The sequence below is a fragment of the Streptomyces sp. NPDC097640 genome, assembly GCF_040302705.1.
GTDB lineage: Bacteria > Actinomycetota > Actinomycetes > Streptomycetales > Streptomycetaceae > Streptomyces.
This window is the reverse complement of record NZ_JBEOSB010000017.1, coordinates 102,173-117,765: the sequence shown is the minus strand read 5'-3', so window position 1 is coordinate 117,765 and position 15,593 is coordinate 102,173. Positions and strand designations below refer to the sequence as shown.

8 protein-coding genes and 1 tRNA gene are annotated in these 15,593 nt (G+C 72.6%); all 9 read right to left on the bottom strand.

The genetic code is table 11. The features are described 5' to 3' along the window. Positions 1-160: 160 nt before the first annotated feature. Positions 161-234 (bottom strand) — tRNA-Thr (locus ABTY62_RS26230). A gap of 118 nt (positions 235-352) precedes the next feature. Further along, positions 353-1,897: an alpha/beta hydrolase gene (locus tag ABTY62_RS26225; RefSeq protein ID WP_352131871.1), complete on the bottom strand. Its 1,545-nt coding sequence runs from the start codon at positions 1,895-1,897 to the stop codon at positions 353-355. Positions 1,898-2,015: 118 nt separating this feature from the next. Then, positions 2,016-3,263, bottom strand: a complete 1,248-nt coding sequence (locus tag ABTY62_RS26220; protein WP_352131870.1) for a DNA polymerase III subunit delta' — start codon at positions 3,261-3,263, stop codon at positions 2,016-2,018. 94 nt (positions 3,264-3,357) lie between these two features. Further along, complete coding sequence (gene tmk / locus ABTY62_RS26215; protein ID WP_352131869.1) at positions 3,358-6,597, bottom strand: dTMP kinase; 3,240 nt, start codon at positions 6,595-6,597, stop codon at positions 3,358-3,360. 183 nt (positions 6,598-6,780) lie between these two features. Then, on the bottom strand, positions 6,781-9,660 hold the full coding sequence (topA, locus tag ABTY62_RS26210) for a type I DNA topoisomerase (RefSeq protein WP_352131868.1): 2,880 nt from the start codon (positions 9,658-9,660) through the stop codon (positions 6,781-6,783). Between the two features lie 211 nt (positions 9,661-9,871). Continuing rightward, positions 9,872-10,069 (bottom strand): hypothetical protein, encoded by a 198-nt coding sequence (locus ABTY62_RS26205; protein ID WP_352131867.1) that lies wholly within the window; start codon positions 10,067-10,069, stop codon positions 9,872-9,874. Positions 10,070-10,221: 152 nt separating this feature from the next. After that, the gene (locus ABTY62_RS26200; RefSeq protein ID WP_311727078.1) at positions 10,222-11,820 is read right to left on the bottom strand and encodes a DUF7059 domain-containing protein; all 1,599 of its coding nucleotides are present in this window, start codon (positions 11,818-11,820) and stop codon (positions 10,222-10,224) included. Positions 11,821-11,898: 78 nt separating this feature from the next. Continuing rightward, on the bottom strand, positions 11,899-12,489 hold the full coding sequence (locus ABTY62_RS26195) for a small secreted protein (RefSeq protein WP_352131866.1): 591 nt from the start codon (positions 12,487-12,489) through the stop codon (positions 11,899-11,901). Positions 12,490-12,740: 251 nt separating this feature from the next. After that, on the bottom strand, positions 12,741-15,185 hold the full coding sequence (locus tag ABTY62_RS26190) for a sodium-translocating pyrophosphatase (protein ID WP_352131865.1): 2,445 nt from the start codon (positions 15,183-15,185) through the stop codon (positions 12,741-12,743). Between the last annotated feature and the right edge of the window lie 408 nt (positions 15,186-15,593).

Below are 15,593 nucleotides of genomic sequence, written 5' to 3'. Positions count from 1 at the left end.
CGGACGACGATCACTGCGGAAGCTGAAAAGCCCCTCAACCACTCGGCGCAGACCTGCCAGTCACATCGCCGAGTTCGGGAGCGCACATCCCTCTCCAGCCATGGCTCGGCTACATGCAAACAAGCCCCAGATCAGAGACTGACCTGGGGCTTGGCATCTGAGCCGCCTAAGGGAATCGAACCCTTGACCTACGCATTACGAGTGCGTCGCTCTGGCCGACTGAGCTAAGGCGGCACGCTGCCTGGCCAGACTGGCATCAGCAGCGTCGCCAAGTCTACACAGTTTCGGGGGGTGCTCCGTACGGGGTTGATCGCTGCCCGGATGCGCAGCGTTGGCGCAGGTCAGGTGCAGGTCAGGTGCAGCGTTTGCGGGCGGGGGGCGGGGTGCCGGTCAGGAGGTAGGTGTCGATGGCGGTGTCGATGCAGGTGCTGCCGCGGCCGTAGGCGGTGTGGCCGTCGCCGTCGTAGGTGAGCAGGGTGGCGGAGGTGAGCTGGGAGGCCAGGGAGCGGGCCCAGGTGTAGGGGGTGGCGGGGTCGCGGGTGGTGCCGACGACGACGATGGGGGCGGCGCCCTTGGCGCGGAGGGGGTGGGCGGTGCCGGTGGGGCGCACGGGCCAGTAGGCGCAGTTCAGGGCGGCCCAGGCCAGGGCCTTGCCGAAGACGGGGGACGCCTTCTGGAAGGCGGCGAGGGATTCGCGGACGTCGGCGGGGGTGCGGAAGGCGGGTGGGAGGTCCAGGCAGTTGACGGCGGGGTTGGCGTACATGAGGTTGGCGTACGAGCCGTCGGCGCCGCGCTCGTAGTAGAGGTCGGCGAGGGTGAGCAGGCCGCTGCCGTCGCCGCGGGTGGCCGAGCGGAGGGCGGTGCGCAACTGGGGCCAGGCGCCCTCGTCGTACAGGGCGGCGAGCACGCCGGTGGTGGCCAGGGACTCGCCGAGGCGGCGGGACTCGCCGGCGGGCACGGGGTGGGCGTCCAGGCGGGCGAAGAGGGCGGACAGGCGCCGGCGGGCCTGGGCGACGTCCCGCGTGCCCAGGGGGCAGCTCGCGCGGCGCACACAGTCCTTGGCGAAGGCGGTGAAGGCGGTCTCGAAGCCGGCGGTCTGGTCGCGGTTGATCCGCTCGGAGGAGAGCGCCGGGTCGAGCGCGCCGTCGAGGACCAGGCGGCCGACGCGGCGCGGGAAGAGGTCGGCGTAGGTCGCGCCGAGGAACGTGCCGTACGAGGCGCCGACGTAATTGAGCTTCCGGTCACCCAGGACCGCCCGCAGCAGGTCCATGTCGCGCGCCGCCTCCACGGTCGAGACATGGCCGAGGAGCCGGCCGGAGCGGGCCGCGCAGCCGCGGGCGAACTTCTGGTACGAGGCGACGAGGCGGCGGGTCTCGGCCGGGGCGTCGGGGGTCTGGTCGGTCTGGGTGAAGGCGTCCATCTGCTTGTCACTCAGACAGGTGATGGGCTCGCTGGCGGCCACGCCGCGCGGGTCCATGGCCACCATGTCGTAGCGCGCGCGGATCCGGGCCGGGTAGCCGATGCCCGCGTAGCTCTGGAGATAGTCGATCGCGGAGCCGCCCGGGCCGCCGGGGTTGACCATCAGGGAGCCGAGCCGCTTGCCGGAGCCGGTGGCCTTCTTGCGGGAGACCGCGAGCTTCACCTCACTGCCGCCGTCGGGCCGGGTGTAGTCCAGCGGGGCCTTCAGCGTGGCGCATTCGAAGCCCGCGCCGCCTCTGCATTCGTGCCAGCTGAGCTTCTGCCGGTAGTACGGCGCGAGGGCGGCGGCCCGAACCGACGCCTTCGTCGACGGCGGCTTGCGCGGCGAGGCGGTGCCGGAGGTGCAGCCGCCGAGGAGCAGGGCGACGCCGGTGAAGGCGGCGCCGAAGGCGCGGAGCGTGCGGCGGCTGATGTCCATCGGCAGTCCTCGGTCGATTCGGATATGCGGAGCGTAGTCGCATCGACGCGTTCCGTGCTCGCCTGTGGATAACTCCGTGGCCGTGAAACTCGTACAGGTGATCGCGAGCGCCGCGGGCTCAGCCCGCGCGCAGCGCCATGGTCATCGCCTCGACCGCCAGCAGCGGCGCCACATTGCGGTCCAGCGCCTCACGGCAGGCCTTGACCGCCTCTATCCGGCGCAGCGTCCGCTCCGGCTTGGAGCCGGCCGCGATCCGCTCCAGCGCGTCCTGGACGTCGGTGTTGGCGAGGGCCGTACGCGAGCCGAACTGGATCGCGAGCACGTCCCGGTAGAAGCCCGCCAGGTCGGTGAGGGCCAGGTCGAGGCTGTCGCGCTGGGTGCGGGTCGCGCGGCGCTTCTGGCGGTCCTGGAGCTCCTTCATGGCGCCTGCGGTGCCGCGCGGCAGCCGTCCGCCCGGCCCGGCGGCGGCACCGAGCGCGGCGCGCATCTCCTCGGTCTCCTTGGCGTCCGTCTCCTCCGCGACCTGCTTGGCGTCCTCGGCCGCCGCGTCGACCAGTTCCTGGGCCGCCTTCAGACAGCCGCCCACGTCATCGACCCGGAGGGGGAGCTTCAGCACCGACGCGCGGCGGGCCCGCGCCCGCTCGTCGGTGGCCAGCCGGCGGGCCCGGTCGATGTGGCCCTGGGTGGCGCGGGCGGCGGAGGCGGCGAGCTCGGGCTCGATACCGTCCCGGCGGACGAGGAGGTCCGCGACGGCGTCCACCGGCGGCGTGCGGAGGGTCAGCAGCCGGCAGCGGGAGCGGATCGTGGGCAGCACATCCTCCAGGGAGGGCGTGCACAGCAGCCACACCGTGCGGGGCGCGGGCTCCTCGACGGCCTTGAGCAGGACGTTTCCCGCGCCTTCGGTCAGGCGGTCGGAGTCCTCCAGGATGATCACCTGCCAGCGGCCGCCGGCCGGCGAGAGCTGGGCACGGCGGACGAGGTCGCGGGTCTCCTTCACGCCGATGCTCAGCAGGTCCGTACGCACCACCTCGACGTCGGCGTGCGTCCCGATCAGGGTGGTGTGGCAGCCGTCGCAGAAACCGCAGCCGGGGGCGCCGCCGAGCGCCCGGTCGGGGCTGACGCACTGGAGCGCGGCGGCGAAGGCGCGGGCGGCCGAGGCGCGGCCGGAGCCGGGCGGGCCGGTGAACAGCCAGGCGTGGGTCATCTTGGACGCGGCGGGGGCCCCGTCGGGCGAGGCGGTCGGCCGGCCCCCGGCAGCCGCAGCAGCAGCGGCCGCCGCCGTGACCAGCGCGTCCGCGTCGCGCGCGGCAGCAGTCAGCTGGCTCGCCACCCGGTCCTGTCCGACCAGGTCGTCCCACACCGCCATGCCCGCCTCCGCCGCTCGTCCTTACGGCATCCCATTGTGGGCCACCCCGCCGACAGCGCCTGACAGCGCCGACCGCGCGGGCGGCCCACCGGGGTCAGCGGCGGCGCCGGCCGCCGTCCTCGTCGTCACGCGGGCCGAGCAGCTCGTCGGCCAGCGTCGGCAGATCGTCCAGCGGGGTCTCCTCCGCCCAGTCCGGGCGGCGCCGCTGCCGGGGGCGGCTCGACGGCTCGGACTCGGCCTGCCGGGGCGGCTGCCCCTCGCCGAACTGCGGGAGCTCGCGGGTGCGCTCGTTCCCCTGTCCGCGTCCGCCTTCCTGGGCGCCGCCCTGCTGAGCGCCTTGCTGCTCCTCCGGCCGGAACAGCCACGGCGGCACCCGGTCGGCCGGGCCGCCGGACCGGGACTCGGCGGACCGGGAGTCGGCGGGCCGGTCGTCCCGTACGGGCGGCAGCACGGCCGTCTCGTCGGCCGCGCCCGCGGGCGGAGCCGACGGAGCCGGCGGGGAGGGCGGCTTGGGCAGGACGGCCGTCTCCTCGACGTCCGAGCCCCCCTGGGGCCGCACGGGCGGCAGCACGGCGGTCTCGTCGGCGTCGGCGGCCCCGCCGCCGGAGCGGGCGGTCCGGGGGTCGACACGCGGCGTCTGGACGGTCACCGTCGAGTCCGCCGTGTCCGCGTTCTTGGACGGCGCGGGGGCCGGGGTCTCGACCGTCGGGGCGTCAGCGCTCGTGGAGGGGGAAGCGGCCGGGGAAGCAGCCTTGGGAGCGGGCGCCTCCGAGGCCAGCCGCGCCTCCTCGGCCCGCAGCAGCGCCTCCTCCGCCTTGCGCTGCTTCTCCAGGCGGAGCGCCTCCGCCTCGGCCCGCAGCCGGGCCTCCTCCTCGGCCTGGCGGCGCCGCCGCTCCTCCTCGGCAGCGCGGGCCCGGTCCTCGGCCTCGATGCGCTTGCGCTCCTCCTCGGCGCGCCGACGGGCGTCCTCGGCCCGCTTGCGGGCCTCCTCCGCCTGGCGCTCGGCCTCGCGCCGCCGGGCCTCCTCCAGCTCGAGGCGCTTGCGCTCCTCCTCCTCGGCGCGCGCCTTGGCGAGGGCCTCCTGCCGCTCGCGCTCCAGCCGCTCCTCCTCCGCCTTGCGGCGGGCCTCCTCCTCGGCCTTGCGGCGCGCCTCTTCCTCGGCCTTGCGCCGGGCCTCCTCCTGCGCCTTCACCTCCGCCTCGGACAGCGGCAGCATCCGGTCCAGGCGGTGGCGTACGACGGCGGTGACGGCCTCGGGCAGCTGGCTTGCGTCGACGACGAGGTAGCGGGCCGGGTCGGCCGCGGCGAGGGTCAGGAAGCCGTTCCGTACCCGCTGGTGGAACTCGGCGGGCTCGGACTCGAGCCGGTCCGGGGCCTCGGTGAAGCGCTCGCGCGCGGTCTCCGGCGCGACGTCGAGCAGCACCGTCAGATGCGGCACCAGGCCGTTCGTCGCCCAGCGCGAGATGCGGGCGATCTCGGTCGGGGCCAGGTCGCGGCCGGCGCCCTGGTAGGCGACGGACGAGTCGATGTAGCGGTCCGAGATGACGACCGCGCCGCGCTCCAGTGCCGGGCGGACCACGGAGTCGACGTGCTCGGCGCGGTCGGCCGCGTACAGCAGCGCCTCCGCCCGGTGGGAGATCCCGGCCGAGGAGACGTCGAGCAGGATCGAGCGGAGCCGCTTGCCGATGGCGGTCGCGCCCGGCTCGCGGGTCACCACGACCTCGTGGCCCTTGGCCCTGATCCACTCGGCGACCGCCTCGACCTGGGTGGTCTTGCCCGCTCCGTCGCCGCCCTCCACGACGACGAAGAAGCCGGTCGCGGCGGGCGCCTCCACGGCCTCCGCGCCGCGCAGCGCCTCGCGCAGGTCGTGCCGCAGCGGCACGCCCTGGCGGTCGTCGGTCTTGCCGAGGACGAGCGCGGCGACGGGCAGCAGCAGCGCGCCGACGAGCATGAGGGTGAAGGCCGCGCCGCCGTGGGCGAAGACGAAGTCGCCGCTGCCCAGCCGGTGCGGTCCGATCACGGCGGCCAGCAGCGGGGCGGCCACCGCTCCGAGCCCGACGAAGACGCGGACGACGGCGTGCAGATGCTCGGTCGTACGGGCCCGGCGGGACTCCTCGGCCTCCTGGTCGAGCAGGATGTGGCCGGTGTTGGCGGCGATGCCCGCCGAGACCCCGGCGACCACGGTGATCAGCACCACGGTCGTGGTGTCGTGGACCAGGCCCGCGACCAGCAGCGCCAGCCCGGTCAGCGCGATCGCCAGCGCCAGCAGGCGGCGCCGGGACAGGCCGGGCAGGACCTTGGGCGCCCAGCGGACGCCGACGGCCGGGCCGCCGCCGAGGGCGAGCACGAGCAGCGAGAAGCCGACCGGCCCGCCGCCGAGGTCGACCGCCTGGAGCGCGGCCACGCCGACGGCTGCGGCGACCGCGGCCGCGACGGCGGCGCAGGCGAGGACGAGCAGCGGAATGGCGCCGGTGCGGCCCTTGTCGGGGCCGGAGCCCGACGCGGCGCGCGGGCGGCGCAGCCCCTCCAGGGGAGAGCGGGCGCGGGGGGTCTCCGCGCCGGAGAGCTCGACGAAGTACAGGATCGACAGGGAGGCGGAGAAGAGTCCGGCGCCGACGTACGAGCCCAGCGCCGCCTGGTGGGTGTCGAACCACACGACGCCGGTGGCGAGCAGCCGTCCGACGAGCGTGGCGGCGAGCAGCGCGGCGGCGGCGATGGGCAGCGCCACGAAGTTGGTACGGAGCGACAGCCGGCGCAGCGCGTCGAGGTGGTCGGGCAGCGGGCGGACGGCCGCGCCCTCGAGGGGCGGGGCCGGGAGCAGCCCGGGTGCCGCGCTGTCCTTGGCCACGGTCCACAGCCGCTCGGCGACGCCGATGAGGAAGGTGGTGGTGAGCAGCCAGGCGACGGCGCGGTCGGGGGTCCAGTCGATCCACAGGGGGGCGACGATCAGCAGCGCCAGCCGCAGCGCGTCCGCGCCGATCATGGTCCAGCGGCGGTCCAGCGGTCCCGACGGTCCTACCAGCGCGGACAGCGGGCCGAGCAGCACCGCCCCGAACAGCACGGTCGCGAGGAGCCGTGCGCCCAGGACCGCCGCGACGGCCAGGGCCGCGCCGCGGTATCCGTCGCCGAAGGCACCCGTGGCAACGGACGCCTGGAGCGACAGCAGCACGAGCACCAGCACGGCCAGCGCGTCCGCGGTGCCGCTGACGAGCTGGGCGCTCCACAGGCGGCGCAGCGGCGGATGGCGCAGCAGGGCTCGTACGGCACGCTCGCGGGAATCCGCGGCAAGGGCGCCGGATGTGGTGGTCACGTCCGTAGGCTGCTCTCGCGTCATCCCGCCAGCCTATCCGGATCGCGTTAATACCCGGGTACCCGCCCGAACAAACGGGCGGGCATCCGCGCGATCCGCCGGTTTCCGTCGGCTTTGGCCGCCGCCTCAGGCATTGGCCGCCGCCTCAGGCATTGGCCGCCGCCTCAGGCCCGGGACGAGGCGCCGCCCCGGACCGGGCCGCCGGCTTCAGTCGGCCTGAGCCGTCGGCTTCGTGGCCGCCTTGGCGGCCGTCGCCGTCTTCTTCGCCGCGGTCTTCTTGGCCGTGGTTGTCTTCTTGGCCGCGGTCTTCTTGGCGGTCGTGGTCTTCTTGGCCGCCGTCTTCTTGGCCGTGGTCGTCTTCTTGGCCGCGGTCTTCTTGGCGGTCTTCTTGGCCGGGCCCTTGGCGCGCTTCTCGGCGAGCAGCTCGAAGCCGCGCTCCGGGGTGATCGTCTCGACGTCGTCGTCGCGGCGCAGCGTCGCGTTGGTCTCGCCGTCGGTGACGTACGGGCCGAACCGGCCGTCCTTGACCACGACCGGCCGCTCGCTGACCGGGTCGGTGCCCAGCTCCTTCAGCGGCGGCTTGGCCGCGGCCCGGCCGCGCTGCTTGGGCTGCGCGTAGATCGCGAGCGCCTCGTCGAGGGTGATCGTGAAGAGCTGCTCCTCGCCTTCGAGCGACCGCGAGTCCGTGCCCTTCTTCAGGTACGGGCCGTAGCGGCCGTTCTGCGCGGTGATCTCGACGCCCTCGGCGTCGGCGCCGACCACGCGCGGCAGCGACATCAGCCGCAGCGCGTCCGCCAGGGTGACCGTGTCCAGGCTCATCGACTTGAAGAGCGAGGCGGTGCGCGGCTTGACCGCGTTCTTTCCGGTCTTCGGGGTGTCCTCGGGGAGCACCTCGGTGACGTACGGGCCGTAGCGGCCGTCCTTGGCGACGATCTGGCGGCCGGTCTCCGGGTCCGTCCCGAGCTCGAAGTCGCCGCTCGGCTTGGCGAGCAGCTCCTCCGCGTACTCGACGGTCAGCTCGTCCGGCGGCAGGTCGTCGGGGACGTCGGCGCGCTGGCCGGTCTCGCCCTCGGCCTCGGTCGGCCGCTCGACGTACGGGCCGTAGCGGCCGACCCGCAGCACGATGCCGTCGCCCACGGGGAAGGAGGAGATCTCGCGGGCGTCGATCGCGCCGAGGTCGGTGACCAGGTCCTTGAGGCCGCCGAGGTGGTCGCCGTCGCCGTTTCCGGCCGCGGCGGCATCGCTCTCGGCCCCGGGCGCGGTCGCCCCGCCCCCGGGCGCGGTGGTGCTCTCGCCGAAGTAGAAGCGCTTGAGCCACGGCACGGCCTGGGCCTCACCGCGCGCGATGCGGTCGAGGTCGTCCTCCATCCTGGCGGTGAAGTCGTAGTCGACCAGCCGGCCGAAGTGCTTCTCCAGCAGGTTGACCACGGCGAAGCTCAGGAAGGACGGGACGAGCGCGGTGCCCTTCTTGAAGACATAGCCGCGGTCCAGGATGGTGCCGATGATCGAGGCATAGGTCGAGGGGCGGCCGATCTCGCGCTCTTCGAGCTCCTTGACCAGCGAGGCCTCGGTGTAGCGGGCCGGGGGCTTGGTGGCGTGGCCGTCGGCGGTGATCTCCTCGGCGGCCAGCCGGTCGCCCTCGGCGACCTGCGGCAGACGCCGCTCGCGGTCGTCGAGCTCGGCGTTCGGGTCGTCCGCGCCCTCCACATAGGCCTTCATGAAGCCGTGGAAGGTGATCGTCTTGCCGGAGGCGGAGAACTCGGCGTCGCGGCCGTCGCTCGCCCGGCCGCCGATCTTGACGGTGACGGAGTTGCCGACCGCGTCCTTCATCTGGGAGGCGACGGTCCGCTTCCAGATCAGCTCGTACAGCCGGAACTGATCGCCGGTGAGACGGGTCTCCGCCGGGGTCCGGAAGCGGTCCCCCGAGGGGCGGATCGCCTCGTGCGCCTCCTGGGCGTTCTTGACCTTGCCCGCGTAGGTGCGCGGCTTGTCCGGCAGATAGTCGGCCCCGTACAGCTGGGTGACCTGCGCCCGGGCCGCCACCACCGCCGTCTCGGACAGGGTGGTGGAGTCCGTGCGCATATACGTGATGAAGCCGTTCTCGTACAGCTTCTGCGCCACCTGCATGGTCGCCTTGGCACCGAAGCCGAGCTTGCGGCTGGCCTCCTGCTGGAGGGTGGTGGTGCGGAACGGGGCGTACGGCGAGCGGCGGTACGGCTTGGACTCGACGGAGCGCACCGTGAAGGCGGCGCCCGCGAGGCCCGCGGCCAGCCCGCGCGCACCCGCCTCGTCCAGGTGCAGGACCTGGGCACCGCCCTTGAGCTGCCCGGTCGAGGTGAAGTCGCGGCCCTGGGCGACACGGCGGCCGTCGACGGCGGTCAGCCGGGCGCCGAAGGTGCCGGGGTCGCTGGTGTCCCCGGCCCGGCCGGTCGCGAAGACGCCGGTCAGGTCCCAGTACTCGGCGGAGCGGAAGGCGATGCGCTCGCGCTCGCGCTCGACGACCAGGCGGGTGGCCACCGACTGGACGCGCCCCGCGGACAGGCCGCGCATGACCTTCTTCCACAGGACCGGCGACACCTCGTAGCCGTAGAGGCGGTCCAGGATGCGGCGGGTCTCCTGGGCGTCGACCAGCCGCTGGTTCAGCTCGCGCGGATTGGCGACGGCCGCGCGGATCGCGTCCTTGGTGATCTCGTGGAAGACCATCCGGCGGACCGGGACCTTGGGCTTGAGCACCTGCTGGAGGTGCCAGGCGATGGCCTCGCCCTCGCGGTCCTCATCGGTGGCCAGGAAGAGCTCGTCCGAGTCGGCGAGCAACTCCTTGAGCTTCCTGACCTGGCTCTTTTTGTCGGCGTTGACGACATAGACGGGCTGGAAGTCATGTTCGACATCCACACCGAGGCGGCGGACCTCCCCGGTGTACTGGTCGGGCACCTCGGCCGCACCGTTCGGCAGGTCCCGGATGTGCCCGACACTCGCTTCGACCACGTAGCCCGGGCCGAGATAGCCCTTGATCGTCTTCGCCTTGGCAGGCGACTCGACGATGACAAGTCGGCGGCCGCCCTGTGCGGTCTCGCTGGTCGGGGACAACTTCGCTCTTCTCTCCGGTCGACGCTCGGTGAACGGGCACTACTGCACGGGTTACGTGCACACGCACACCACTACGGTGACGCTGCGGAGTGTGACGGTACCTCCCGGCCCCGTGTCAAACGGAAAAAGCCCGCAACGCCACTCGAACGGTAACCCGACAAGCGTCCTGTCTGCCGCCCGGACCGGCACTCGGTGTCGCGAGAGGGCCCTGTCAGGCGTAAACCAGGCACCAGATCCCGCCGCCCAGCGCGGCGGTGCCGAAGAGAACGGAGAGGACCGCCGAAGCGACAGGGCTCACACCGTGCGCGACCGGCGCATGCCGCCGCGTTCGCGCTGCTGTCCACAGCAGCAGCGCCGCGCCGAACACGACGAACGCCGTACCGGCGAAGATCGCGGGTCCCCTCTCCATGGGCAGAGCGTGGCACCCGCGGAAGGCGCACGCGCGAACCGCGGGTGAACAGCGCACGACCCGCTCTTCCGGCCATGATCACGCCTCTGAGTGGCAACTTCTTGCCATCCGGGCGGAGCGCGGAGTGTCGCGCGCGCTCCGGCGCACTACCTCTACTCCCCCCGTCCGTCCACCGACCCGGTCGCCCCGGCCCCCGGTTCGTCACCCCATCCGTCCACCGGCTCGTCCACCGGACGCAGGAACCCCTGCTCCACCAGGAGCCGGATCGAGTCGGGGGTGCGGTCGCGCAGCACCACCGGATCCTCCCCGAGCAGCTGGGCGATCGCGTCCAGGATGCGGCCCGCGCTGAGCGTGCCGTCACACACCCCCGCGAATCCCGCGCCGACCGTGTCCACCTTCGTCGCCCGCCGCATGCCGCGGTTCTGACGCAGCACCACATGCTCGGGGTCCTCCGCCCCGGGCAGCCCCACCTGCTCCTGGACGACCTCGTCGGCCAGCCGGAAGCGGGCGGCCAGCAGCGCCGCGTCGTCGTGTGTGCGCAGGAAGTCCTGCCGCTCGAAGTGGGCCACGACCGCCTCCCCCAGCGGCTGCTCCACGGGGTGCGGCCATTCCTCCGCGATCACGGACGGGCGGTCGGCCCCGGACTTGCGCAGGGTGATCCAGCCGAACCCCACGGCCCTGGTCTTGCGGGCCTCGAACTCCTCCAGCCAGGCGTCGTACCGCGCGGCGTACTCGGCGGGCCCGGCGAGGTGGGCCCCGGCGTCCCGCAGCCACAGCTCGGCGTACTGCGTGATGTCCTGCACCTCGCGCTGCACGATCCAGGCGTCACAGCCGCTGGGCACCCAGGAGGCGATCCGCTCGCGCCAGTCCTCCCCCTCCACGTGCTGCCAGTTGGCCAGCAGCTGGCACCAGCCGCCGTCGGTGAGATGGCCGGCGGAGCGCTGGACCAGGGTGCGGCACAGGTCGTCACCGGACATCCCGCCGTCCCGGTAGACCAGCCGGTCCCGCTCGGAGGAGGGCGGCGAGATCACAAAGGGCGGGTTGGAGACGATCAGGTCGTACGCCTCGCCGGCGACCGGCTCGAAGAGCGAGCCCTCCCGCAGATCGGGCTCCGCCGCGCCGGACAGGGCGAGGGTGAGCCGGGCGATGCGCAGGGCGCGCGGGTTGGTGTCCGTGGCGGTGACGGAGGCCGCGTGGCGGGCGGCGTGCAGCGCCTGGATGCCGGAGCCGGTGCCGAGGTCGAGGGCCCGGCCCACCGGGGCGCGGACCGTGAGCCCGGCGAGCGTGGTGGACGCCCCGCCGACCCCGAGGACGAGCCCCGAGCGGTCCACGCCGCCGGGCCCGCCGATGCCTCCCGCGCCGCCGACCGCGCAGCCCAGGTCGGAGACGATCCACCAGTCCTCGCCCTGCGGGCCGCCGTACGGGCGCACATCCACGGTGGCCCGCACCTCGTCGCCGTCGCGCACCAGCCAGCCGTCGGCCAGGCAGTCCTCGACGGGCAGGGCCGCGGCCGCCCGCCCGTACGCCACCGGGCGCTGAAGCAGGAACAGCCGCACCAGCGTCTCCAGCGGGCCGTCGCCCCGCGTGGCGCGCAGGGCGGGGACGGTCTCGCTGCGCGCCAGGGCGGCGTAGGCGGGGGCGCCGAGCAGGTCCAGCAGGCCGTCGGCGGTGAAGGCGGCGGCCAGCAGCGCATCGCGCAGGTGGGCGATGCGCTCGGGGCCGGCGGGGCTGGGGAGGCGATGCGTACTCACGCCCCCATTGTCGGGGGAACCACTGACAGTCGGGGGAACCGCCGGCAGTGGGGGCCGCTGACAATGGGGGCCGAGCGGCTACGAGGGAGACGCGGTGCTGGTGCCCTTGGGCTTCTGGCAGCCGGGCTGCTTGGCCATCGCCTTGCCGACCTCGCCCTCCTGAAGCTTCTGAAGGGCCTTGTCACCCGAATTGCTGAGCTTGTTGAGCTCGTCGGCGATGCCCTTGAGGCCCGCCGCGAACTTCGCCTTGTCCGAGGTGTCGAGCTTGTCGACGGTCGTCTGGAGGTCCTTGTACGCCTTGGAGGTGGAGTTGAGCTCCTTGACCGCCTGCTTCTGGGTCTGCTCGCCGCCCTTGACGGGCGGGGCGCCCGCGTCCTGCACCGCCTTGGCGAGGGCCGCGTACGCCTCGGAGATGTCCCCGAAGGCCTCGGAGTCGGTCTGCTGAAGCTTCTTGGAGTCCTGCTCGTCGGACGCGGCCTGGATCGAGGCGTTGGCGGCCTGGATCTTCTTCAGCTGGGGCTGTACTTCGTCACAGACCGTCTTGGCCCAGTCGTTGACCTTCTTGTTGCTTTCGCCCCCACCGCCGCAGCCGGTCAGCGCCACGACAAGTGCCGCACCGCCGGACAGTGCCGCCACAAGCTTCTTGTTCACCGGATTGGTCCCTTCCATGGCTCTTCTCGGCCCCGGAACATACACGGCCGAACGGCCGGGGCCCTGGGTTGAGCGTCCCCTATAGGGCCTTATGAAGCCATTTGAACCAAGCCAGGTGTGCTGTCCGCCTCATTGAAGGGAGCTCCGAAGGGAGCTCTGGAGAGGGCACCGACGGACGGACGCGGAAGCGGGCGGACAGCGTGCGACGCACCCTGTCCGCCCGCCCGTTGCGGGGCTCGCCCCGCCGGCTCGCGGCCGCTCCGCCCGCGTCAGGACACCACCGCGGCGTCGGCTGACTTACTGACCCGCTCGGAGTTGCCCTCGTCACCCACCGCGATGCCGCGCCGCTTGGACGCGTACACGGCGGCGATGATGATCACCAGGGCCAGCGACGCGATCCCGGCCCGCAGGCCCGGGCTGGCGTCGTTTCCGTAGGAGAACTTCACGACCGCCGGGGCGATCAGCAGCGCCACCAGGTTCATGACCTTCAGCAGCGGGTTGATCGCGGGGCCCGCCGTGTCCTTGAACGGGTCGCCGACCGTGTCGCCGATCACCGTCGCGGCATGCGCCTCGCTGCCCTTGCCGCCGTGATGGCCGTCCTCCACCAGCTTCTTCGCGTTGTCCCAGGCCCCGCCGGAGTTCGCCAGGAACACCGCCATCAGCGTCCCGGTGCCGATCGCGCCGGCCAGGAACGAGCCGAGCGCGCCGACCCCGAAGGTGAAGCCGACCGCGATCGGCGCCAGCACGGCCAACAGGCCGGGCGTGGTCAGCTCGCGCAGCGCGTCCTTGGTGCAGATGTCCACGACCCGCCCGTACTCGGGCGTCTCGCTGTAGTCCATGATCCCGGGCTTCTCGCGGAACTGCCGCCGCACCTCGTAGACCACCGCGCCCGCGGAACGCGACACCGCGTTGATCGCCAGCCCCGAGAACAGGAAGACGACGGCGGCGCCGAGGACGAGCCCGACCAGGTTGTTCGGCTGCGAGATGTCCAGGCTCAGGTTCATGTTCCCGGCCACGGTCGTATGCACCTCGGAGACCGCCTCGGCGATGGCGTCGCGGTACGAGCCGAAGAGCGCCGAGGCGGCGAGCACCGCCGTCGCGATGGCGATGCCCTTGGTGATCGCCTTGGTGGTGTTGCCGACCGCGTCGAGGTCCGTGAGCACCTGCGCGCCCGCGCCCTCGACCTCGCCGGACATCTCGGCGATGCCCTGGGCGTTGTCGGAGACCGGGCCGAAGGTGTCCATCGCGACGATCACGCCCACGGTGGTGAGCAGGCCCGTGCCGGCCAGCGCGACCGCGAACAGCGCCAGCATGATCGAGGTGCCGCCGAGCAGGAACGCGCCGTAGACACTGAGGCCGATCAGCACCGCCGAGTACACCGCGGACTCCAGCCCGAGCGAGATCCCGGAGAGCACCACGGTGGCCGGGCCGGTCAGGGACGTCTTGCCGATGTCCCGCACCGGGCGCCGGGTGGTCTCGGTGAAGTAGCCGGTGAGCTGCTGGATGAGCGCGGCCAGCACGATGCCGATGGCGACGGCGACGAGGGCGAGCACGCGCGGGTCCCCGCCGTGACCGAGGATCGCGCGGTCGGTGACGCCGTCCAGGTCGGCGTAGCTGGACGGCAGATAGACGAAGACCGCGACCGCCACCAGCGCCAGCGAGATCACCGCGGAGATGAAGAAGCCGCGGTTGATGGCGGTCATGCCGCTGCGGTCGGCGCGCCGCGGGGCCACGGCGAAGATGCCGATCATGGCGGTGACCACGCCGATGGCCGGGACCAGCAGCGGAAACGCCAGGCCGGAGTCGCCGAAGGCGGCCTTGCCGAGGATCAGCGCGGCGACCAGGGTCACCGCGTACGACTCGAAGAGGTCCGCCGCCATGCCGGCGCAGTCCCCGACGTTGTCGCCGACGTTGTCCGCGATGGTCGCGGCGTTGCGCGGGTCGTCCTCGGGAATGCCCTTCTCGACCTTGCCGACGAGGTCGGCGCCGACGTCGGCGGCCTTGGTGAAGATGCCGCCGCCGACCCGCATGAACATGGCGATCAGGGCGGCACCCAGGCCGAAGCCCTCGAGCACCTTGGGCGCGTCGGCCGCGTAAACCAGCACCACGCATGACGCACCGAGCAGGCCGAGGCCGACGGTGAACATGCCGACCACGCCACCCGTGCGGAAAGCGATCTTCATGGCCTTGTGCGAGACGGCCGTCAGATCGACATCCGATTCGCCCGGGGTCGATGAGGGGGAACTCCCATTGACGGGAGTGGACCCGGACGGCTTGTCCGGCGTCGCCTCACGGGCGGCGGCCGCGACGCGCACATTGCTGCGCACGGCGAGCCACATCCCGATATAGCCAGTGGCCGCCGAGAATCCGGCGCCGATCAGAAAGAACACCGATCGCCCGATGCGCTGCTTCCAGTCGTCCGCCGGCAACAGCATGAGCAGGAAGAACACCACGGCGGCGAATACGCCGAGAGTGCGCAGCTGCCGGGCCAGATAGGCATTCGCGCCTTCCTGGACCGCCGCCGCGATCTTCTTCATGGTGTCGGTGCCCTCGTCGGCCGCGAGCACTTGTCGTACCAGCGTCACCGCGACCACGAGTGCCGCCACCGCGACCGCGGCGATCACCAGCACGATCACTCTGTTGTCGTCGGTCAGTTCTGCGGCGGCCAGGGTTGGGGGAAGGTCCAGTGGATGAGGGGTGAGTTGCCCCGCCATTCGTCCTCCTTGACGTTTGGCACATGGGCGCGCAGCAGTTCTGCGACCGCAGAAGAGCCGCCACGCTCAGGCGTCCTGAGCTCAAGATGTGGACGGATTGTAGGGAGCGACACCAGATCAAAACAGGGCGCCGGAATAGGAATTCGCCTGCACCAGGGAAGATCAATAGGTTTCGGCCGCGGGAATTCCCCCGGATGAAGGAAGGCATCTAATTCGCTGACGCATGGATAATGATCTCTATAAACGATCTCAGCGTCATATAAAAAGCCCTGCTCAGGGCAGGGCCGGAGCAGGGCGGAGCACCCGGCGCCGACGTCCGTCGGGGACGCCGGCGCGAGCGGTCGGGGTTTTGGCGGAAGACGCGCGGCTGGGGGCCGCGCGGCAGCAGAACTGTGCCGGGCTACGGCA